The sequence below is a fragment of the Streptomyces sp. NPDC090106 genome (assembly GCF_044747265.1).
Classification (GTDB): Bacteria; Actinomycetota; Actinomycetes; order Streptomycetales; family Streptomycetaceae; genus Streptomyces.
The window spans coordinates 160144-179118 of sequence record NZ_JBIVDS010000006.1 but is presented as its reverse complement, the minus strand read 5'-3'; the positions used below and the strand labels follow the sequence as shown (position 1 = coordinate 179118).

General features: G+C 73.0%; 14 protein-coding genes. 4 read left to right on the top strand and 10 right to left on the bottom strand.

Annotated elements, in window-relative coordinates; genetic code table 11:
- Window positions 1-26: 26 nt before the first annotated feature.
- Window positions 27-554 carry a GTP-binding protein gene (locus ACIPSE_RS20960; RefSeq protein ID WP_401665032.1) on the top strand — a complete coding sequence of 176 codons (528 nt, stop codon included), beginning with the start codon at window positions 27-29 and terminating at the stop codon, window positions 552-554.
- Between the two features lie 52 nt (window positions 555-606).
- Here the strand turns inward: ACIPSE_RS20960 and ACIPSE_RS20955 are convergent, their stop codons facing one another.
- The 3 genes from ACIPSE_RS20955 to ACIPSE_RS20945 are packed head-to-tail and all read right to left on the bottom strand — an operon-like array spanning window position 607 to window position 3130.
- Window positions 607-1275: an ABC transporter permease gene (locus ACIPSE_RS20955; protein WP_401664587.1), complete on the bottom strand. Its 669-nt coding sequence runs from the start codon at window positions 1273-1275 to the stop codon at window positions 607-609.
- Complete coding sequence (locus tag ACIPSE_RS20950; protein ID WP_401664586.1) at window positions 1272-1973, bottom strand: ABC transporter permease; 702 nt, start codon at window positions 1971-1973, stop codon at window positions 1272-1274. Before ACIPSE_RS20950 ends, ACIPSE_RS20955 begins: the two co-directional genes overlap by 4 nt.
- A complete protein-coding gene (locus ACIPSE_RS20945) occupies window positions 1970-3130 on the bottom strand; it encodes an ATP-binding cassette domain-containing protein (RefSeq protein ID WP_401664585.1) in 1161 nt (386 codons plus the stop codon). The genes ACIPSE_RS20950 and ACIPSE_RS20945 overlap by 4 nt, the downstream gene beginning before the upstream one ends.
- Window positions 3131-3375: 245 nt before the next feature.
- Between ACIPSE_RS20945 and ACIPSE_RS20940 the strand changes: the two genes are divergently transcribed.
- Window positions 3376-5472 (top strand): glycosyltransferase family 39 protein, encoded by a 2097-nt coding sequence (locus ACIPSE_RS20940; RefSeq protein ID WP_401664584.1) that lies wholly within the window; start codon window positions 3376-3378, stop codon window positions 5470-5472.
- Between the two features lie 73 nt (window positions 5473-5545).
- Here ACIPSE_RS20940 and ACIPSE_RS20935 read toward each other — a convergent pair whose 3' ends face one another.
- Genes ACIPSE_RS20935 through ACIPSE_RS20925 form a run of 3 tightly spaced genes read right to left on the bottom strand, consistent with a single transcriptional unit; the run spans window position 5546 to window position 8373 of the window.
- Window positions 5546-6286 (bottom strand): FAD:protein FMN transferase, encoded by a 741-nt coding sequence (locus ACIPSE_RS20935; RefSeq protein WP_401664583.1) that lies wholly within the window; start codon window positions 6284-6286, stop codon window positions 5546-5548.
- A gap of 4 nt (window positions 6287-6290) precedes the next feature.
- A complete protein-coding gene (locus ACIPSE_RS20930) occupies window positions 6291-7022 on the bottom strand; it encodes an FMN-binding protein (protein WP_401664582.1) in 732 nt (243 codons plus the stop codon).
- A gap of 10 nt (window positions 7023-7032) precedes the next feature.
- Window positions 7033-8373, bottom strand: coding sequence for a ferric reductase-like transmembrane domain-containing protein (locus ACIPSE_RS20925; RefSeq protein ID WP_401664581.1), 1341 nt, complete (start codon window positions 8371-8373; stop codon window positions 7033-7035).
- A gap of 237 nt (window positions 8374-8610) precedes the next feature.
- Here ACIPSE_RS20925 and ACIPSE_RS20920 point away from each other — a divergent pair, with 237 nt between their 5' ends.
- Window positions 8611-9279, top strand: coding sequence for a response regulator transcription factor (locus ACIPSE_RS20920; RefSeq protein WP_401665030.1), 669 nt, complete (start codon window positions 8611-8613; stop codon window positions 9277-9279).
- Window positions 9276-10733 (top strand): sensor histidine kinase, encoded by a 1458-nt coding sequence (locus ACIPSE_RS20915; RefSeq protein ID WP_401664580.1) that lies wholly within the window; start codon window positions 9276-9278, stop codon window positions 10731-10733. The genes ACIPSE_RS20920 and ACIPSE_RS20915 overlap by 4 nt, the downstream gene beginning before the upstream one ends.
- Here the strand turns inward: ACIPSE_RS20915 and ACIPSE_RS20910 are convergent.
- The 4 genes from ACIPSE_RS20910 to ACIPSE_RS20895 form a co-directional block, all read right to left on the bottom strand.
- Entirely contained in the window at window positions 10705-13434 is a 2730-nt protein-coding gene (locus tag ACIPSE_RS20910; RefSeq protein ID WP_401664579.1) for a SpoIIE family protein phosphatase, read from the bottom strand. The two genes, ACIPSE_RS20915 and ACIPSE_RS20910, sit on opposite strands and share 29 nt — an antisense overlap.
- 223 nt (window positions 13435-13657) lie before the next feature.
- Complete coding sequence (locus ACIPSE_RS20905; RefSeq protein ID WP_401664578.1) at window positions 13658-14719, bottom strand: LacI family DNA-binding transcriptional regulator; 1062 nt, start codon at window positions 14717-14719, stop codon at window positions 13658-13660.
- Between the two features lie 35 nt (window positions 14720-14754).
- The gene (locus ACIPSE_RS20900; RefSeq protein ID WP_401664577.1) at window positions 14755-17022 is read right to left on the bottom strand and encodes a beta-galactosidase; all 2268 of its coding nucleotides are present in this window, start codon (window positions 17020-17022) and stop codon (window positions 14755-14757) included.
- Window positions 17022-18785 carry a beta-galactosidase family protein gene (locus tag ACIPSE_RS20895; RefSeq protein WP_401664576.1) on the bottom strand — a complete coding sequence of 588 codons (1764 nt, stop codon included), beginning with the start codon at window positions 18783-18785 and terminating at the stop codon, window positions 17022-17024. The genes ACIPSE_RS20900 and ACIPSE_RS20895 overlap by 1 nt, the downstream gene beginning before the upstream one ends.
- Window positions 18786-18975: the final 190 nt, after the last annotated feature.

Sequence of the window (18975 nt, the reverse complement as noted above, 5' to 3'; positions counted from 1 at the left end):
CCGTGCGACCGCCGTTGCCGGTCAAGATGGTGATCGCGGGCGGCTTCGGCGTGGGCAAGACCACGGCCGTCGGCGCGATCTCCGAGATCGAGCCGCTGACCACCGAGGCGGCCATCACCGAGGTCGCGGCGGGCGTGGACGACCTCACGCACACCCCGCGCAAGACCACCACCACGGTCGCGATGGACTTCGGCTGCATCACCATCGACCCGAGCCTGAAGCTGTACCTGTTCGGCACGCCCGGCCAGGACCGGTTCGGGTTCATGTGGGACGACATCGTCGAGGGCGCGATCGGCGGCCTGGTGATCGTCGACACCCGCCGCCTGGACGACTGCTACGCCGCCGTGGACTACTTCGAGCACCGCCGCATCCCGTTCGCGGTCGCCGCCAACGCCTTCGACGGCAAGGTGGAGCACGGCCTGGACGAGATCCGCTGGGCGCTCGACGTCGCCGAGCACGTCCCCGTGCTCGTCTTCGACGCACGTGAGCGCGGCTCGGTGCGCGACGCGCTGCTCGTCGTCCTGGAACAGGCCTTGGCGCGCTCCGACGCGTAGGGAACGCCTGAGGGGCGGACGGTGCCGTCCGCCCCTCAGGCGTTTCCCGGGGTCAGCCGCCGCGGCGGACGCCCGCCGAGACGGTCAGCCGGGCCGCCAGCCAGAACACCGCGAGGGTGGCCAGCGCCATCGCGGCGACGAGGGTGGCGCCGCCGACGACCTTCTCGTAGTCGCGCTGGTAGAGCCCGTCGATGATGTAGCGGCCCAGGCCCCCGAGCCCGACGTACGCGGCGATGGTGGCCGTGGAGACGACCTGGATGGCGCCGGACCGCAGACCGCTGAGGATGAGCGGCAGCGCGGCCGGAAGCTCCACCTGGAACAGGACGTGCGCCTCGCCCATGCCCATCCCGCGGGCCGCGTCCACCGGCGAGGGGTCGACGGAGCGCATCGCCTCGTAGGTGGTGACGAGGATCGGCGGGACGGCGAGGACGACCAGCGGCACCATGACGTTGACCAGGCCGAACCCGTACAGCAGGGTCATCATGACGAGCAGGCCGAAGGTGGGCAGGGCCCGTCCGGCGGTGGCCAGGAGCGACAGGGCGTTGCCGCCGCGCCCGTAGTGCCCGGTGACCAGGCCGACGGGCAGTCCGATGAGTGCGGCGAGGGCGAGCGCCTCCAGGGTGTAGCCGAGGTGCTCGGCCAGCCGGGTGGGGATGCCGTCGTAGCCGGACCAGTGGGCGCCGTCGCCGAAGAACGCGTTGATGAAGTGGAAGAGATTCACCGGGCAGCAGCCTCCTCGGAAACCACCGGCCGGCCGGCCTTGGCCGCCTTCCGGCTCCCGGGCATCCACGGCGTCAGCAGCAGGCGTACGACGACCAGGGCGCCGTCGACGAGCACCGCGAGCAGGGCCATGCTGAGCACGGCGTTCAGGGCGAGTTCGGGGCGGTTGTAGATGTTGGCGTCGTTGATGAGGTTGCCGAGCGCGCCCTGGTTGCCGATGAGGGCGCCGATGCTGACCAGGGAGATGCTCGACACGGTCGCCACGCGCAGCCCGGCGATGATGGCGGGCACCGCGATCGGCAACTGGACCTGGACGTACCGGCGCAGCGGTCCGAAGCCCATCGCGGTCGCGGCGGCGAGGGTCTCCTGCGGGACGGAGCGGACGCCGTCGACGATCGCGGGGACGAGCACGACCAGGCTGTAGACGGTCAGCGGGATCATCACCGTCAGCTCGGTCTGCCCGGTGTAGTCGATGAGCAGGACGATGAAGGCGAGCGAGGGGATCGCGTACAGCACGGTCGTCACCCACAGCACCGGCGGGTACAGCCAGCGGTAGCGCACACAGAGTTGGGCCAGCGGCAGCGAGATCAGCAGCCCGGCCAGGACCGGCAGCAGCGCCTCGCGCAGATGCAGCCCGACGAGCCCGAGCCAGGTGTGCTGGAGGTCGCTGGGGATGTCGAACATCCGGTCCCAGTTCATCCGACGGCCTTCTTGTCCGTACGGCCCTCGTGGTGACCGCCGTCCTCGTGACCGCCGTCCTCGTGACCGCCGTCGTCGTGACCGCCCTCGGCGTGGGCGCCGCGGATCGCCTCGGCGATGGTCCGCTGGGACACCACACCGGTCACCCTGCCGTCCGCGTCCACGGCGACGGCCCATCCGGTGGGCGACAGGACGGCGCAGTCGAGAGCGGCCCGCAGCGAGTCGGTCCCGGCGACGAACGGCCGCCCGTGGGAGAGCAGTCGCGCGGACGAGCCGCGCTCGCGCCAGCCGAGCGGCCTGCCGTCGGCGTCGGTCACCAGGAGGAACTCGACGTCGGCGCCGAGCCCCTCGGGTTCGTCCGCGCCGTCCGTGACGACGGGTGCCGTCGTCAGCTCCAGTCCCGCGGACGAGAAGAAGGAGAGGCGCCGCACGCCCCGGTCCGCGCCGAGGAAGTCCTCCACGAACGCGTCGGCCGGGTGGGTCAGCAGCTCGGCGGGCGGCGCGAACTGGGCGAGCCTGCCGCCGGTGCGCATGACCGCGACCATGGTCCCGAGCTTGACGGCCTCGTCGATGTCATGGGTGACGAAGACGATGGTCTTGCCCAACTCGTCCTGGATGCGGAGCAGTTCGTCCTGGAGTCCCTTGCGCACGACCGGGTCGACGGCGGAGAAGGGTTCGTCCATCAGCAGGACCGGCGGGTCCGCGGCGAGCGCCCGGGCCACGCCGACGCGCTGCTGCTGGCCGCCGGACAGCTGGTAGGGGTAGCGCCTGGCGAGGGAGCCGTCGAGGCCCACCCGCTCCATCAGCTCCCGGGCCCGTTCCCGCGCCTTCGGCTTGCTCCAGCCCAGCAGCCGGGGCACGGTCGCGATGTTGTCGACGATCGTGCGGTGCTGGAAGAGGCCGGCGTTCTGGATGACGTAACCCATGGAGCGGCGCAGGGTGTTGACCGGCCGGCGCAGGATGTCCTCGCCGTCGATCAGGATGGTGCCCTCGCTGGGCTCGACCATCCGGTTGATCATCCTCAGGGTCGTCGTCTTGCCGCAGCCCGACGGGCCGACGAGGACGGTGATCGCGCGGTCGGGTATGTCCAGCGAGAGCCGGTCGACCGCCACCGTGCCGTCCGGGTATCGCTTGGTGACTGAATCTATCCGTATCAAAACGCCGAACACCCTTCGGGTTTGGCAGAAGTTGCCCTTTTTCGGCCAGGTAGGGACGGCCGTTCGGCCGAGTCTATGCCTCGGGCGGGAACGGGCCCGCGACGACCTCGGCCTTCCCATGAGCCGCCTGTGAGTCCGCTGATTCTCACTCTTCGCTCAGCACCGGCTCAGGGTTCCCCCAGAAGCGGCGCCGATGGTCACTGACACGACCCCCTGGCCGCCCCGGTGAATCTGGAGTACGTGTCATGACGACCCTCGCCCCGCCGCCCGCCCCGACCCGGGAGGGCGCCACCCGGCACCGGGCCGCGCCGCCCGCCGCGCGCGGACGTGTCCGCAGGCTGTTCACCGGAGCCCCCGAGGACCCCCGCTGGGCCCGCCCGGCCCTGTGGGCGGTCCTGGTCCTGGCGACCGCGCTCTACGCCTGGAACATGTCGTCCGTCACGGGCAACACCTTCTACAACGCGGCCGTGTACAGCGGCACGCGGAGCTGGAAGGCCTTCTTCTTCGGCGCGCTCGACGCGGGCAGCTTCATCACCGTCGACAAACCCCCCTTCGCGCTCTGGGTGATGGGCCTGTCCGCCCGCGTGTTCGGGTACGGGACATGGCAGTTGGCGCTGCCGATGGTCGCCGTCGGCGTCGGCTCGGTCGCGCTGCTGTACCGCATGGTCAAGCGGGACTTCGGCGCGACGGCGGCGACGATCGCCGCGCTCGCGCTGACCCTCACCCCGATCACCGTGGCCATCAACCGGGACACCAACCCGGACCCGGTCCTCGTCCTGCTGATGCTGCTCGGCGCGGCGGCCCTGATGAAGGCGGTCCGCACCGGCCGCGCGATGCCGCTGGTCTGGTCCGGCGTGGCGATCGGCTTCGCCTTCAACACCAAGATGATGCAGGCGTACGTCGTCCTGCCCGCGTTCTTCCTCGTCTACCTGTGGGCGGCGCGCGCGAGTCTGGGCCGCCGGGTCCGCAACCTGGCCGTCGGCACGGTGGCGCTGGTCGTGTCGAGCGCCTGGTGGATGGTGGTGGTCGACCTGATCCCCGCGTCCTCGCGGCCCTACATCGGCGGTTCGACGGACAACACGGTCTGGGACCTCGTGATCGGCTACAATGGCTTCGGCCGTATCTTCGGGGCGAGTTCGTCGGTCGGCTCCGCGGGCAACGGCGCGAGCTTCGGCGGCGAGGCGGGCCTGTACCGGATGTTCAACAGCGTCATGGGCGGCCAGATCTCCTGGCTCATCCCCTTCGCACTGATCGCGCTGATCGCCGGTCTGGTGCTCCGCGGCCGGGCCCCGCGCACCGACGCCAAGCGGGCGGCGCTGCTCCTGTGGGGCGGCTGGTTCGTCCTGCACTACCTGACCTTCGCGCTCGCCGAGGGCGCCTTCCACCCGTACTACGTCACGGCCATGGCGCCGGGCATCGCGGCGCTCGCCGGTATCGGCGCGGTGACGCTGTACCGGGCCTTCACCGAGGGCTCCGCCGTGAAGTGGGCCTGGGTCCTGCCGGCCGCGGTCGCGGCGAGCACGGTCTGGGCGGTGGTCCTGCTGAACCGGGTCTCCGGCTCGGGCACCCTCTACACGGTCGCCGAGGTCGTGGCCGGTGTCGCGGGCGCGGTGGCGGTGATCGGCCTCCTGCTGGGCCGCTTCACCCGGCGCCGCCGGCTGACCTGGCTCGCGGGCCTCGCGGCGGTCGTGGCGCTGCTCGCCGGTCCCGCCGCGTACTCCGTCTCCGCGGCGACGACCGCGAGCAGCAACGGCACGAACCCGACGGCCGGTCCGAATACCGGCGGCGGCATGGGCGGCGGTGGCGGCATGGGCGGCGGCGGTCAGCGCCCGAGCGGCACGTCGTCCGAACAGGGCCAGGCGGAACAGGGCCAGGTGGAACAAGGAGCGACGGAACAGGGCGAGACGGGGGACGCTCAGCCGGGCGAGGCCCCGTCCGGTACGGCACCCGGCGGCAGCTCCGAAGCCGCCTCCGGCACCGCGGGCGGCGGAGGCGGAGGCGGCGGAACCCAGGTCTCCTCCGAGATGATCACGTATCTGGAGAAGAACCAGGACGGCGCCACCTGGCTGGTCGCGGTCGCCACCGACCAGACGGCATCCTCGATCATCCTGGAGTCAGGTGAACCGGTGATCTCGATGGGCGGCTGGTCCGGCAGCGACGACGCCATGACCCTCGCCAAGCTCAAGAGCCTGGTGAAGTCCGGCAAGCTCCACTACATCGTGGTCGGCGACAGCGGCCAGGGCTCCACCAGCTCCGAGATCTCCGCCTGGGTGAAGAAGAACGGCACGGCGGTCTCCGACTACTCCGGCCTCTACCGCCTGGACGCCTCGGACGTGGGCTGACCCCCACCCCGCACGGAGGACGGGCCACCGACCATCGGTCGGTGGCCCGTCCCCGTCACGCGGCAGGCGCTGCTCACGCCGCCGACGCGCCCGCGGCAGCCACCGGGAACCCCGGCGACCGCAGCACCCTGCGTTCCGCGTCCACCGCGAACACCTCCACCCCCGGCAGCGAGGCCGCCCAGTCCACGCCGTCCGCCCCCATCGCGAAGGCGGCCGTGGCGACCGAGTCGGCCTCCGTGAGGGAGCCGGCGACGACGGTGAGGCTCAGCAGCCCCGTCGCCGGCAGGCCCGTACGGCCGTCGACGATGTGGTCGCCCCGCTCGTAGCGCGCGGAGGTGGCGACCGCGGCGTCCGTGAGGTCGAGGACCGTGCAGAGCTTGTCGGCGTGTTCGGGGTGGCGCACCCCGACCCGCCAGGGCCCGCCGGCGGCGGCCACGTCACCGCCGGCGTTCAGGCAGAACCGCCGTGCCCCGGCCCGCGTGAGGAGTTCCGCGGCCCGCTGCACCGACCAGCCCTTGACCACCGCGCAGGGGTCGAGCCCGCGGCCCGGCAGCCGGACGTCGAAGGCGCCGCCCGTCGCGGCCCGGTAGTGCTCGCACAGGTCGAGCACGTGCCGCAGGTCCGCGCTCACGTCGGCCTCCGCGAGCTCGCCCCGGCCCAGCCGGGACACCTCGCTGTCGGCCTTGAACGGGCTGAACCGGGCGTCGACCTCGCGCAGCCACGCGAAGACGGCGTCCGCGGCGGCGGCGAAGTCGCCCTCGTCGTCGATCCTCAACGACACGGGGAAGCCCATCACGTGCTCGACCCTGTGCATGCGCTCAGCCCTTCGCGTCGATCGCGGCCTGGAGGGACTCCCGGTAGCCGTCGCTGGTGATCGTCGCACCGGAGACGGTGTCGATGTCCGCGCTCTGTGCCTCCAGCGTCTCCGAGATCAGGGTCGGCACGGCCGCCGTGGTCTGCGGATGGTTCGGCTGCTGGAGCATCTTCACGGCGGTGATCTCGTCGCCCGAGAACGTCACCTGGACCTGCACGGTGCCCTTCTCGGTGTTCACCGCCGACCCGTCGACGGTCTGTTCCGCCGACGCCTCCGCGGAGGCCGACGCCGAGGCCGAGGCGGACGCCGAAGGCGAGGCCGAGGCGGACGCGGAGGCGTTCTCGTCGATCGCCGCCTGCAACGACTCCTTGTACGCCTCGCTGGTGATCGTCGCCCCGGACACCGTGTCGATGTCCGCGCTCTGCGCCTCCAGCGTCTCCGAGATCAGCTTCGGCACGGCGGCCTCGGTCTGCGGATGGTTGGGCTGCTGGAGCAGCGTGACGGCGGTGATCTTCTGGCCGGAGAAGGTGACCTGGACCTGGACGGGTCCCTTGTCGGTGGTGACCGTCGTGCCCTTGACCACCGTGCCCGAGGACGACCCGGAACCGGCGGCGGACGAGGAGGGGGTCGTCGCGGGGGTCACCGAGGAGTCGGCGCCGGCGATGCTCGGCTCGTACATCCACACGGGCACCAGCCCGGCGATGCTCAGCACGACAACAGGTATGGCTCGCTTCACGATCGTTTCCTCATCCCGCCAGGCTGAAGCGTTCGAAGTGGGTCTGTGCCCGGGGTACGTCCAGCGTGCGCAGGGTGCCGAGGACCGCGTTCATCATCGGGGGCGGCCCGCACAGGAAGACGTCCCGCTCGGCGATGTCCGGCACCATGCGCAGCAGCTCGCGCGGGCCCAGCTTGTCGGGGCTGACGGGGCCGCGCACCAGGAACAGGTCGGCGCCCTTGTCGAACGCGAGCTCGCGCAGCTCGTTGTAGAGGACGGCGTCGCGCTCGCTGGCGACGCGGTAGATCACGACCGCGTGGCCGTGCAGTTCCTCCAGCAGGGCGCGGATCGGGGTGACGCCGACGCCGCCCGCGATCAGGACCGACTCCGGGCGGGTGCGGTGCATCGCGGTGAAGGCGCCGTAGGGGCCCTCGGCGAAGACGCGGGTGCCGGGCCGGAGGTGGCGCAGGGCGGCGGTGCCGTCACCGGCGACCTTGGCGGTCAGCCGCAGTCCGCGGCCGTCGGGGGCGGCGGAGAGGGAGAAGGGGTTGGCCTGCCACCAGCGGTCCTTGGTCAGGAAGCGCCACAGGAAGAACTGGCCCGCGCGGGCGGGCAGCTTGTCGAGGTCGCGGCCGGTGACGTAGATCGAGACGACGTTGTCGGCCTCGGGGACGACCCGCTCGACCCGGAACTGGTGGCGGGCGTTGCGCCACAGCGGCAGCACCAGGCGCCCCAGGACCAGCGCGCCGAGGGCGACGCCCCACACGCCGTACCAGTACGCCGTGGCGGCGGACGAGGACGTGAACGTCGTACCGACCGCGACCTGGTGGGTGAAGGCGAGGAACACCGCGACGTAGGTGTAGAGGTGGATGAAGTGCCAGGTCTCGTAGGCCAGGCGGCGGCGGGCGGCGCGGGCCGAGACGACGCCGACGACCAGGACGATCGCGAAGGCGACGAGCGCGCGCAGCACGCCCTCGGTGGTCTCGGCGAGGTCGACGACCGTGCCGATGGGGCCCACGTCGGTGCCCTCGGCGTAGCCGAAGGCGATGAAGACGAGGTGCGCGAGGAGCGTCCAGAAGATGCCGAAGCCGGTCCAGCGGTGCCAGGAGGTCAGCCGGTCCATGCCGATGCGGCGGTCGAGCCAGGGCAGCCGGGCGACGAGCAGCAGCTGGAAGGCCATGAGGAGGGCGCCGTACAGACCGCAGAGGCGGCCGATGACGATGAGGGCGTTGGAGGCGAACCCGGCCTGTGCGAAGAGGACGGCCACGGCGGCCACGTTCGCGGCGAGTACGGCGTACAGGCCCGTCCGGGCCAGCACTTTGGGCCGTATCGCCGTGGTGGGGGGCGCGGCGGACGATTGGACGGTCGTCACGGACACAAGCTCCTTGCTCGGGCCGTGGCCGTCGACAGTCGTCAGTCAGGAGTCGATCGTCGGGCCACGGTCGTCGAAGATCGGGACCAGCCATTCGAGCTTCGCCTGAGCGACCTGTCGATTTGCTGTCGTAGCACTTTCAAGTACTTATCGATCTGCTTCCGCCGAGGGTACGGCCCTGGTGTCACGCCCCGTGTGGCGCACTATGAACGGGTGGAAAAAGTACGACTCCTCGTCGTGGACGACGACCCGCCCATCGCCGACCTCGTCGCGACCGTCGCGCGCTACGAGGGCTGGGAGGCGGTCACCGCGAACTCCGGTGAGGAGGCGCTGAGCCGTGCCGCCGAGTTCCGGCCGGACATCGTGGTGCTCGACCTGATGCTTCCGGACATCGACGGCTTCGGCGTCCTGGACCGGCTGCGCCGCTCGGGGACGATGGTGCCCGTGGTGTTCCTCACGGCCCGGGACGCGGTCGCCGACCGGGTGGCGGGGCTGACCCGGGGCGGCGACGACTACCTGGTCAAGCCGTTCGCGGTGGAGGAGCTGATGGCCCGGCTGCGGACGGTGCTGCGCCGCGCGGCGGGCCCCGGCTTCCAGCGCTCGGTGCTGGGCGTGGCGGACCTCACGATGGACGAGGACACCCGGGAGGTGCGGCGCGGGGACAAGCTCCTCACGCTCACCCCGACCGAGTACGAGGTGCTGCGCTACCTCCTGCGCAAGTCACCGACCGTCCTCACCAAGGCGCAGATCCTCGACCACGTCTGGGAGTACGGCTTCGGCGGCCGTTCCAACGTCGTCGAGCTGGTGATCAGCAGGCTGCGCCGCAAGCTGGACGAGACCGGCGACGATCCGCTGATCCAGACCGTGCGCGGCTTCGGGTACGTGATCCGGCAGGCGCCCGAATGATCCGCCGGCTCGCCCGCTCGTACGCCGGACTGCGGCTCGGCACCCGGCTGGCGCTGGGCCTGGGCGCGCTGGCGCTGGTGGTGTTCGCGGTGGTGGGCACCGCGCTGACGACGTACATGCGGGACTATCTGACCGCCCAGCTCGACGAGCAGCTCTCGCTCGCCCAGGTCGGGCAGTCGCAGTCCATCGCGGCCAGCGGCTCCCTCGCGGACAAGAAGTACTACCGCTGGTACTACGCCGTGTACGACGTCCGGGGCGGCTCCCCCGTGCTGCGCACCCCGGAGGACAGCGGCGACCTGCCCGCGGACGTGGACGACTTCACGGAGCTGGCGCGGGCGCAGACCGGCGAGGGCACGGAGGTCATGCGGACGCTGCATCTCCAGGGCGCGGGCGACTACCGGCTGCGGGCCTGCGAGGTGGAGCCCGGGGTGGTGCTGGTCTCGGGGGCGCCGATGGACGAGATCGACGACACCATGCGCGAGCTGATCACGATCCAGGCCGTCACGTTCGGGCTGGCGCTGCTCGCGCTGGTGCTGGTCGGACGGCGGGTGCTGCGGCGCGGCCTGAAACCGCTGAGCGACCTCACCCACACCGCGCACGGCATCGCCTCGCACGACCTCACCGAGTCGGCGTCCCGGCTGCCGCTGCGCGCCGACCGCAAGGGCGGCGGTCCGGAGGTGGAGGAGCTGCGCACCGCGTTCAACACGATGCTGGAGCACATCGACAGCTCGCTGGCGGTGCGGTCGGAGGCGGAGCGGCGGCTGCGCCGGTTCGTCGCGGACGCCTCGCACGAGCTGCGCACCCCGCTGATGTCGGTGCGCGGGTACGCGGACCTCTTCCAGTACGCCGCCGCCAACGAGCCCGAGGAGCGCGACAGGCATCTGGCCCGGCTGCGCGCGGAGGCCGCGCGGATGGGCGTCCTCCTCGACGACCTGCTGCTGCTCGCCCGGCTGGACGCGGCGGAGGTGGAGACACCGCTGCGGCCGAGGGAGACGGACCTGGTGGAGCTGGCGGCGGAGGCGGCCGACGCGTTCCGGGCCGCGCACCCGGACCGTCCGCTGACCGTGGATCCCGGCCCGGCCCCGGTGGCGGTGCGGGTGGACCCGCACCGCATCCGTCAGGTGCTGGACAACCTGCTCACCAACGCCGCCGTGCACACCCCGCCCGGCACCCCCGTCTCGGTGGGGGTGGGCGTCGCGGGCGACCGCGCGGTGGTGCGGGTGGCCGACGCGGGTCCCGGCATCCCGGAGGCGGACCGGGCGAAGGTCTTCGACCGCTTCTACCGGGTCGACAAGGCCCGCAGCCGGGACCGGGGCGGCAGCGGTCTGGGCCTGGCGGTCGCGCACTCGCTGGTGCGGGCGCACGGCGGTCGGATCGAGGTGAGCAGCACCCCGGGCCGGACCGTCTTCACGGTGACCCTGCCGCTCACGGCAACGGCGTCTCCGTCCAGATGATCTTGCCGTCGGGGGTGTGCCGGGTGCCCCACCGCTCGGTGAGCTGCGCGACCAGGAACAGTCCCCGGCCGCCCTCGTCCTCGTTCTTCGCGCGCCGCAGCCGCGGGGAGGTGCCGCTGCCGTCGGAGACCTCGCAGATCAGTGCCCGGTCGCGGAGCAGGCGCAGCTGGACGGGGCCGGTGGCGTGCCGGATGGCGTTGGTGACGAGTTCGCTGACGACGAGTTCGAGGGTGAAGGACAGGTCCTGAAGGCCCCAGGCGGTGAGCTGTCCGGCGACGGCGAGGCGGGCGCGGGAGACGGCGGCGGGGTCGCTGGGCACGTCCCACTGGGCGACCCGCTCGGGGCCCAGGACGTGGGTGCGGGCCACGAGCAGGGCGACGTCGTCCTGGGGGCGGGCCGGGAGCAGGGCGTCCAGGACGGCCTCGCAGGTCTCCTCCGGCGGGCGCCGGGCCTGGCCGAGGACGGTGCGCAGCCGGTCCAGGCCGGTGTCGATGTCGCGGTGCCGGTCCTCGATCAACCCGTCGGTGTAGAGCACGAGCTGGCTGCCCTCGGCGAGTTCCAGCTCGACGGTCTCGAAGGGCATCCCGCCGAGCCCGAGCGGCGGCCCCGACGGCAGGTCGACGAAGGTGACGGTGCCGTCCGGGTCGACGACCGCGGGCAGCGGGTGCCCGGCTCGGGTGAGGGTGCAGCGCCGGGACACCGGGTCGTAGACGGCGTAGAGGCAGGTGGCGCCGACGATCCCGGAGTCGGGGGTGCTCTCGGTGGCCCGGTCGAGCCGGCCCACGAGGTCGTCGAGCTGGGTGAGGACGTCCTCGGGCGGCAGGTCGAGCGCGCTGAAGTTCTGGACGGCGGTGCGCAGCCGGCCCATGGTCGCCGCGGCGAACAGTCCGTGGCCGACGACGTCGCCGACGACGAGGGCGACCCGGGCGCCGGACAGCGGGATGACGTCGAACCAGTCGCCGCCGACACCGGCCTGTGCGGGCAGATAGCGGTGGGCGACGTCGACGGCGCTCTGCTCGGGGCGGCCCCGGGGCAGCATGCTGCGCTGGAGGGCGAGCGCGGTGCTGTGCTCGCGGGTGTAGCGGCGGGCGTTGTCGATGCAGATGGCGGCGCGTCCGGCGAGTTCCTGGGCCAGGCACAGGTCGTCGTTCTCGAAGGGCGCGGCCTTCGCGGAGCGGTAGAAGCTGACGGCGCCGAGGGTGGTGCCGCGGGCCTTGAGGGGCACGGCGATCAGGGAGTGGATGCTGGCGGCGAGGATCCGCTCGCCCCGCTCCGGGTCGAGGGCGAGCCAGCCCCCGGCCTCGGCCAGCACCGGTTCGAGCACGGGCCGGCCGCTCTCCAGGCAGCGGGCCAGCGGCGTGGACGGCAGATGCCGGACCGGGTCCCCGACGGCGTGCAGATGCGATTCCTCATGGGCGGCGCCGAGCGCGACCCGGCGTACGACGGTGTCCGCCAGGACCGGGCCCGGCTCCTCGCCGCGCAGCACGTCGTCCGGGAGATCGACGGCGGCGAAGTCCGCGAACCGGGGGACGGCGACCTCGGTGAGCTCCTCCGCGGTCCGGGTGACGTCGAGCGTGGTGCCGATCCGTCCGCCCGCGTCGTGCAGCAACTCCAGCCGGGCGCGCGCGAGTACGGCGAGGCGGGTGGCGCGGGGTTCACCGACGAGGAGGAGGCGGGCCTCGGGCCCGGGGTCCGGCTCGGGGGGCGCCGTGACGGTCGCCCCGGGCGCGGCCACCGTGGTCCGCGGTGGGGGCGGCGCCGGGACGGGCTGCGGGACGGCCGGGACGGTGGTGCGGCAGACCGCGCGGAGCCGGGGCCCGCCGAGGACGCGGGCCTCGACGACGACGCCCGTCTCGCCCGCCGCTCCGCGCACCTGACGCCGCAGCAGGGTCGCGGTGCGTCCGCCGGAGAGGGTGACCTCGTCGAGGGTGAGGTGCGGGGAGGCGAGGAGTTCCTCTGCCTTCTCCCGCAGCACGGCCCGGTCCACGCGCCCGAGTTCGTCGTCGCCGGGGCGGCTCCCCTCCCCCGTCGGGCGGGCGGCTCCGCGGTACGCGGCGAGCAGGGCGCGTTCGCGTGCCGTGGCCTGTTCCAGCAGGCGTGCCTCGATGGCGTGGGCGGCGTCCCGGATCAGGCGCAGCATGGCGGGGTCGCCGTCGTCGCGCAGACAGGTCAGGTCCAGGACGGCCTCGATGCGTCCGCTGAGCGGGTCGCGGACGGGTGCGCCGGCGCAGGCGAACGGCTGGAGGCAGTCGGCGAAGTGCTCGCGGCCGACGACGTAGACGGGTTCGCGTGCGGCGAGCGCGGTGCCGACGCCGTTCGTCCCGACGACCGGTTCGGAGGCGTCGAAGCCGGGCGCGAACCGCACCTCGTCGAGCCGGTCGCGCAGCGGTCTGCCGCCCCCGAGCCGCTGCACCATGCGGCCGTGCGCGTCGCACACGGCGATGGTCATCCCGGCGCCGGAGAGCGCGTCGGCGAGATCGGCGAGGACGGGTTCGCAGGCGTGCAGGAACGGCTCGTCGAGGGCGAGGTCGGGCGCGTAGGGGACGAGGAGCCGGTCGGGCGCGACCCCCGCCGAACGGCACCGCTTCCAGGAGTCCAGCACCGATCCCCGGACATCCGCTTCGACCCGGGCGCCGGCCAGGAAACGTTCATGGGCATCGACGAGGCCGCCGATGTCGTCCCAGGCGACGGACAACTGCATCACTTCCTCACCCGGAGGAGCCCCGGTGGCGCGCCTCCGTTCGGCTCGCCCCCCGGCAAAGTCCTCCCAGCGATTTCACGGTAGACCCTTTGTGATACCGATCACAACAAAGTCCGGAGATGGCCCGGAAGTACCTTTCGCCCCCTTGTTCGACGCTCCTGGCCCGCGTTCGAGCGGAGGCCCGCCCCGGTCCTCCTACGGGTGATCCGGTCGCGTTCGGAGGTCAGGCGCGGGGCGGCGGACCGCTGCTGCGCCGCACGACGAGTTCGGCGGGGATCAACGGCTGAAGGCCCTCTTCGTCCCGGCCGTCGATCCGGTCCAGGAGCAGCCGCAGCGAACGGGTGCCGATCTCCGCGAAGTCGGAGCGCACGGTGGTGAGCGGCGGCAGCAGGTGCGCGGCCTCGGGGATGTCGTCGTAGCCCACGACACTGATGTCCCCGGGCACCCGGCGGCCCGCCTCGTGGAAGGCGTGCAGCACGCCGACGGCCATCTGGTCGTTGGAGACGAACACGGCGGTGACGTCCGTGCGCCGGGCCAGCCGCCGCCCCAGGTCGTAGCCGGACCCGGCGCTCCAGTCCCCGACCAGCGGCTCGGGCACCTCGGCGCCCGCCGCGCGCAGCAGGTCCCGCCAGCTCGCCAGGCGCTGGTCGGCGGAGGTCCAGCCGGTGGGCCCCGCGATGTGCCACACGGTGGCGTGCCCGAGGTCCAGCAGATGCCCGGTGGCCAGCCTGGCCCCGGCCCGCGCGTCGGAGGTGACGAGGGGGGTGCCGCCCCTGATCTCGTTCTCCAGGACCACCAGCGGAGTGTCGACCCGGGCGTCCGCGAGCGCCTTGCCCACCCAGTGCTGCGGGGCGATGGCGATCACCCCGTCGGCGCCCTCGGCGGAGAGCCGGTCCACCGCCTCGGCGACGGTCGACCGGTCGGCGGTGTCGTCCAGGGCGATGGAACTGACGAGGTAACCGGCGCTCTGCGCGGCGGTGTTGATGGCGGTGAGGATGTTGGCGGGCCCGTACCGGGCGGCGTCGAACGAGATCACCCCGAGCATCCGGGTGCGCCCGCTGGCCAGCGACCGGGCGCTCGCGCTGGGCCTGTACCCGAGCGTCCGCATGGCCTCCCGCACGGCTTCCCGGGTCTCGGCGCGCACGGCGGGATGCTCGTTCAGCACCCGCGACACGGTCTGCTTGGACACCCCGGCGAGCCGGGCCACGTCGTCCATCACGGGCCGGGCCCCGGCGAAGTTCCGCCGACTGCGCCCTCGGGGAGCGGGGGAGTCGGGAGACGACATCGGAGTGTCCTTCTGGGCAAACGGACGGGGCCGCCTCAGCTTACGGCCACGGCCCGACGGCGCACGGTCACCGCCTCCACGCCCGTCACGCCCGCCTCCCGGCCGGCCCCGGGAAGCACCCGCAGCCTCAACGCCCCCTCGGGCAGCCGGTCCAGGCCGATCTCCCACACGCCTGCGGAGAAGAACTGGTCGGCCACCATCACGTCCCCGACGTACGCCCGCCCCACGTCGCCGCTCCACCGCACCCGCAGCAGCGTTCCCGGGGGCACCTCGTCCGGCAGGTCGACGGCGTACTCGGCCGCCGCGCTCTCGAAGTGCTTGTCGGCGGGCACGCTCGCCCGTCCCAGCACACCGAGGACCGGTTCGGGCACGGCACCGGCGGCGCGCACGAGCCGCACGGACGCGCCCGCGACGACGGGCCCGCCGTCCTCCACCGCGCACGGCACGAAGGCGCCGTGCCGGAACACCGAGACGGCGGGCCGCTCGGCGGCGCTGTGCAGCCGTACCTCGTCACGGTCGAAGACGAGGCCCCCGTCCGCGAGCAGCAGCCGCCGCACGCCGCGCACCTCGCCCCGGTACGCGGTGCGCGCGGTGGCCGCGTCCAGGACCAGCAGCGCGACCCGCTCGCCGGTGGCGGTCTCGACCTCGACGAGCGCGTCGGGCCCCGGCCGCACCCCGGTGACCAGCACCCGCCCGTCGCCGCGGGCGACTTGACCGGAAGGCGCACGGACAGCGGTCACCGTCCGGCCGTCCAGGGCGAGTTCGGGGTCGATGCCGTCGACCGCGGTGAGCACGAGGACCGTTCGGCCGTCGTCGTCGAGGAGGCAGACGGGCTGGGCCGTGGCCCACTCCACCCGCAGGTCGCCGACGTCGAGCCGCAGCGGCCAGCAGAAGTAGGCGCCGGAGGGGACGGTGACGGGCACGGACGGAAGGGTCAGGAGCGTGTCGTCGCCGCCGAGCGCCAACTCGAAGGACACATCGGGGTGTTCGGGCAGCGGTTCGTGCGGCTGGTGGTTGTTGACGAAGAGGAACCCGGAGCCTCCGTCGCCGCGCACCGCCCACCGCAGGGTGTCCCGGTCGCCCTGCCCCGTCGGCCGCTCCTCCGGCAGGACGGACTCCATGGGGGCCACGCGATGCCCGAAGTCGGCCAGGAACAGGTGCTGGAGGCGCAGTGCGTCGTAGGAGGCGCGGTACTGGCCGTACTCGCCGAGCGGCGCCTGGAAGTCGTACGTCAGGACGGGCAGGTCGTTGGGGTAGGCGGTGGCGTGGGACTCCTGGAGGGTGGTCAGTTCACCCACGGGGTTGGTGCCGCCGTGGAACATGTACCAGCCCTGCCAGACCGAACCGCAGCCGATCTTCGTCAGGCCCAGCGCGCCGATGTCGGCGGCCTCGACGACGGGCCTGCGGTGGTAGGCGACCGCCATGCCGCCGCCCAGCTCGCAGGTGGCCCAGGGGAACCGGTCGGCGAAGGCGTCGGGCGCGCCGCCGCGCACGGTCGTGGGCCGCAGGTCGGCGCCGATGCCCTCGTCGTCGCGCTGGTGGGTGAAGAAGAAGTGCTTGCGGCAGGTGTCGGGCCAGCCGCCGTCGGCCTCGGTCCAGAACGCCTCCGGGTAGCCGCCGTACAGCGGGAACAGTTCGTCGGGCGGGAGCCGGACGCCGCCCCAGGCGGTCGCCGTCCACAGCGGGGCGCTCAGCCCGGCCTCCCGCGCCATGCGCTTGAGGGTGAGCAGATGGTCCGGCTGGTCGTACAGCTCGTTCTCGATCTGGACGGCGACGATCGGTCCGCCGTGGGCCCGGTCCAGGCCGCGCAACTGCTCGGCCACGGCCGCGTACCAGCGCCGTACGGGCTCCAGGTAGGCGGGGTCGTCGGTGCGCGGGACGCAGTCGCGGGCGAGCACCCAGTCGGGGAGGCCGCCGTTGCGGACCTCGGCGTGCACCCAGGGTCCGACGCGGGCGACGAAGTCCAGGCCGTGGCGGGCGCAGAGCTCGACGAAACGGCGCAGGTCGCGGTCGCCGTCGAAGCGGATCCGGCCCTCGGTCTCCTCGTGGTGGATCCAGATGACATAGGCGGCGACGGCCGTGATGCCACCCGCCTTCATCTTCAGCAGTTCCTCCTCCCACTCCGCGGCCGGGACGCGGGTGGGGTGGAACTCGCCGGAGACCGGGAACCAGGGCCGCCCGCCCCGGGTGAGGTACCGGCTGGTGACCTCGATGGGGTCGGGCACACCGGGTGCGTCGGCGAAGGGCAGATGGCCGGTGAGCGGGGGTGCGGGCGGTCCGGGTACGCGCAGCCGGCGCGGCATCACTCGGCCTCCGGTCCGAGGTCGGGGGTGTCGGTCAGCGCGGCGCGGCGGGCCGTCGTGCCGTGCAGTTCGAGCAGGACGAGTTCGTTCGCTCCGGCGCGCAGGACCGGGGCGGGGACGTACAGGGTCTGCTGGGGGCCGCGGTTCCAGTAGCGGCCGAGGTGGAAGCCGTTGACCCAGGCCTGCCCCTTGGTCCAGCCGGGCAGCGCGAGGAAGGCGTCGGCGGGTTCGGCGACCTGGAAGGTGCCGTGATGGAAGGCCGGCACGAAGTCGGTGACGGCGTCGGAGCGTTCGAAGGGCACCGCGTCGAGGCCGCCCAGGGCGAGCGGGTGGCAGTCCCAGCCGCGCACGGGGGCGCCGTCGAGGGTCACCGGGCCGAGCAGGCCCTTGGGTGCGCCGATCCTGGGGCCGTAGTTGACGCCGCCCATGTTCTCCACGAGGACCTCGACGGTCGCGCCGGGGCGCGGCACCACGAGAGGCAGCGTCTCGTCGTGGCGCTCCCGTTCGAGGACGCCGACGGGGGCGCCGTCCACGAACACCTGGGCGCGGTCGCCGACCCCGCCCTCGAAGCGGAGCAGGCCGGGACCGGCGGCGGGCAGGACCGAGCGGTACAGGGCGTATCCGGCGGCGAGACCGAGCGCGTCCATGGACGCCGGGTCGTCGGCGCGCAGGGGTGCGGCGAGCGCCGACGCCAGCGGGAGAAGGGGTGCGCGCCGGTCCAGCTCCACGCTCAGCGGGGCGAGTTTGGGCGACGGGGCCGGGGCGGGCTCGTCGGGCACGGGCACATGGCGGGCGATGACCTCGCGGAAGGCGTGGTACTTGGGCCCGGGGTCGCCGCACTCGGTGAGCGCGGCGTCGTAGTCGTAGGAGGTGACGGTGGGTTCGTAGGCGTGCTTGTGGTTGGCGCCGTTGGTGAAGCCGAAGTTGGTGCCGCCGTGGAACATGTAGATGTTGACGGAGGCGCCGGCCGACAGCATGCGGTCCAGTCCGGCGGCGGCGTCGGCCGCGCTGCGGGTGTGGTGCGGGCCGCCCCAGTGGTCGAACCAGCCGATCCAGTACTCGGCGCACATCAGCGGCCCGTCGCCCTGGTGCGCGCGGAGCGTGGCGAGCCCCTCCTCGACCCGGCTGCCGAAGGTGCCCGTGGCGAGCACCCCGGGCAGCCCGCCGGCCGCGAGATGCGCCGGGTCGACCTGGTCGCAGGTGAACAGCAGTTCCTCGACGCCCCGGTCCCGGAAGCCCTGTTCGAGGTGCTTGAGATACGCGGTGTCGTCGCCGTACGCCCCGTACTCGTTCTCCACCTGTACGGCGATGACGGCACCGCCGGCCGCGGCCATGTGCGGGCGCAGCGCGGGCATCAGCAGGTCGAGGTAGCGGTCGATGGCGCCGGTGAAGCGGGGGTCGCTGGTGCGCGGGCGGATGCCGGGGTCGGCGAGGAGCCAGCCGGGCAGACCGCCGCCGTCCCACTCGGCGCAGATGAACGGGCCCGGGCGCAGCAGGACATGGAGGCCCTCGGCGCGGGCGAGGCTGAGATAGCGGGGCAGGTCGAGGATGCCGTCGAGGACCAGCTCGCCGTCCGGGTCGGGCTGGTGGTGGTTCCAGGGCACGTAGGTCTCGACGGTGTTGAGGCCCATCAGCCGGGCCTTGCGCAGCCGGTCGGCCCACTGGTCGGGGTGGATGCGGAAGTAGTGCATCGCGCCGGAGACGATCTGGAACGGTTCGCCGTGCAGCAGGAATCCGTCGGACGTGGTCGTGAGAGCGGGCATGCGGCAACTTCCCTTCGCGGCAAGCGGTGTTCGGAGGTGCGGGTGCCTGCGGGGGTGCGGGTGACGAGGGGGCGCGGGCGCGGCACGACACGTGATGTTACCGGTAACATCACGGGCGTCAAGGTTCCCCGCACACTCCCGGTGGGCATGCTCTCGTCACGGCCGGGTGCGCGTGCCGCGGTGATGCTCT

Excerpts from the sequence above, each read along its gene's own strand:
- ACIPSE_RS20960 (WP_401665032.1), top strand. The coding sequence starts at position 27 with ATGGTGATCGCGGGCGGCTTCGGCGTGGGCAAGACCACGGCCGTCGGC.
- ACIPSE_RS20950 (WP_401664586.1), bottom strand. The coding sequence starts at position 1,973 with ATGAACTGGGACCGGATGTTCGACATCCCCAGCGACCTCCAGCACACC.
- ACIPSE_RS20940 (WP_401664584.1), top strand. The coding sequence starts at position 3,376 with ATGACGACCCTCGCCCCGCCGCCCGCCCCGACCCGGGAGGGCGCCACC.
- ACIPSE_RS20935 (WP_401664583.1), bottom strand. The coding sequence starts at position 6,286 with ATGCACAGGGTCGAGCACGTGATGGGCTTCCCCGTGTCGTTGAGGATC.
- ACIPSE_RS20915 (WP_401664580.1), top strand. The coding sequence starts at position 9,276 with ATGATCCGCCGGCTCGCCCGCTCGTACGCCGGACTGCGGCTCGGCACC.
- ACIPSE_RS20910 (WP_401664579.1), bottom strand. The coding sequence starts at position 13,434 with ATGCAGTTGTCCGTCGCCTGGGACGACATCGGCGGCCTCGTCGATGCC.
- ACIPSE_RS20905 (WP_401664578.1), bottom strand. The coding sequence starts at position 14,719 with ATGTCGTCTCCCGACTCCCCCGCTCCCCGAGGGCGCAGTCGGCGGAAC.
- ACIPSE_RS20900 (WP_401664577.1), bottom strand. The coding sequence starts at position 17,022 with ATGCCGCGCCGGCTGCGCGTACCCGGACCGCCCGCACCCCCGCTCACC.
- ACIPSE_RS20895 (WP_401664576.1), bottom strand. The coding sequence starts at position 18,785 with ATGCCCGCTCTCACGACCACGTCCGACGGATTCCTGCTGCACGGCGAA.